This window comes from Marinilactibacillus piezotolerans (genome assembly GCF_900114235.1).
In the GTDB taxonomy this organism is placed as follows: domain Bacteria; phylum Bacillota; class Bacilli; order Lactobacillales; family Carnobacteriaceae_A; genus Marinilactibacillus; species Marinilactibacillus piezotolerans.
On the sequence record NZ_FOSJ01000108.1, the window covers coordinates 1 to 1,956 of the forward strand.

Genomic DNA, 1,956 nt, shown 5'->3' on the forward strand with positions numbered 1-1,956 from the left:
TCTCGAGTTTGACACTTAATTAAAACAAAAACTCTCTAACCCCTTATTTTTCAGGGATTTAGAGAGTTTTTTTGCTTTTGAAAAAGTGAGTACTATTTTGCTTTTCTGGATAGCTTTAAATTATTTTTCATTTTTTTAATGGTATTGATTTCATAATCCGTTCGAAATCCAAATATCTCATGTAATTGATCTGTTAAATGTGTTCGTTCATAGAGCGGTATGTAGCCATCTCCCGATGTTTTCATCACATTCATTTCCCTTAAAGTTTTAATGATTTTTTGACAAGAAAAATTGTTATCCAGCTTTTGTTCTAAAATACGATAAATCAATAAAGAGAGAAAACAGGTTAAGAAATGGGCTTCAACCCTATCATCGTTTCTTACGTAGATTGGTCGCGATTTCAACTCTGTTTTCATAATTCTGAAGCTCTCTTCTATTTCCCAGCGCTGTTGATTCACACGAATCAACTCTAAAGGATCCGATGTCAGATTCGTACAAATACCGTAGAATCCATCATATTGTGCTTCCTTCTCTATAACGGACTCATCAAGCGTTACATGCATATTTTCGGCTATTTCTCCGTCTGTTGTTGCGTGTTTAACTGTAACGAATCGTAATGGATCATTGGCACGTTTCTTTTTTAATGATGAAGGATTTTCAACTTTCTTCAATGCGCGTTCTATTTGGCGCTTCCGAATAGTTTCTTGATAATGCTTATACTTCGGTGAGAATGTTACAAGTAGGCGTTGTTCTAAATCATTTTCCTTAATCCATCTTTCTTTGTAATAGGTTTCTTTGTTGTTTTCAATATTTTTAATACTTGTTAAATTAATGGGTTTATCACTTGCTTTTGTTCGCCATCCAGAAGGGTCTAGTGCCCATTCTTTGAGGTGCTTTTTTAATTTTTTGATGGATTGTGTGGTGATAAATCCGCGACTACCTAATGTATTGTAAATGCGATTATTTTTAGAAGATAAGCCTGCGTCTGTACAGACAACGATCTCAGACAACTCAAAATCCTTCAGGATTTTCTTTTCTAACGGTTTAAGAGATGTTTGTTCATTTTCATTCCCACCAAATATTGAAAAAGCAAGGGGAAGGCCGGAAGCATCCATAAATAAGCCCATTTGAACAATAGGATTTGGGCGATGTTCTTTTGACACTCCATACCTTTTCAAGCCTTCTTCCTGTTCCATTTCAAAATAGAAATTTGTGCAGTCGTAATACAAGATTTTCTTGTGTCGTTGAACTAATTTCAAACTGTTTTTGTAGACAGCAGATTGAATATTATCTGATTCTTTCTTAAGTATATCTAAAGCCCGGTACATTTGATGTGGCTCACATTGAATACCTTCGAGTAATTGTTTTGCTTGTTCGAACGAACTCCGCTTGGAGTTCGGGTGTAAAATGCGCATATAGATTAATTTAGATAATATTTCGTTTAAGTCATACTCGAATTTATATTTAGATTGAATATCTTGCGTAATTTTAGAGAGGCCAAGTTGATAATAAAGCGACTGTAAAAAGAGATAACCAACGTTGAATGAACGCTGTTCATCAGCGTCGATAAGTTTCTCTGCATTAAATTTTATGATGCTAGGTTCTCGTTGACTCTTTTGTTCTTCTGTTAGTTTCTTGGCGTATTGACGTGCCCATTCCTCAGGATCAACACCTGGGTGTTTTTTACGAATTTCTTGTTCATTTCCCAAGGCTTCTATAACGCGCGTGGTTGATTTGCCGTTAATATCTCGAACATTTTCAATGACAGAATAGGAAATGGAATTTTTAGAAACACTCTTTTTTATACGCATAATCAACGCCTCGATTCAGTATTAGTTACTCTTATTATAACATAGTACTAAATAGTACTCAATATTTAAAGTAGAAATTTGACAAAAAAATAAGCCATATCAAGGCTTAAGAGTGTTTTTAGAGAAATGAAGTGTCAAACTCCCA

1 protein-coding gene is annotated in these 1,956 nt (G+C 34.6%); it reads right to left on the reverse strand.

The window, feature by feature from the left end; genetic code table 11:
• Positions 1-92: 92 nt before the first annotated feature.
• Positions 93-1,811 (reverse strand): IS1634 family transposase, encoded by a 1,719-nt coding sequence (locus BM212_RS12260; RefSeq protein WP_072693564.1) that lies wholly within the window; start codon positions 1,809-1,811, stop codon positions 93-95.
• Between the last annotated feature and the right edge of the window lie 145 nt (positions 1,812-1,956).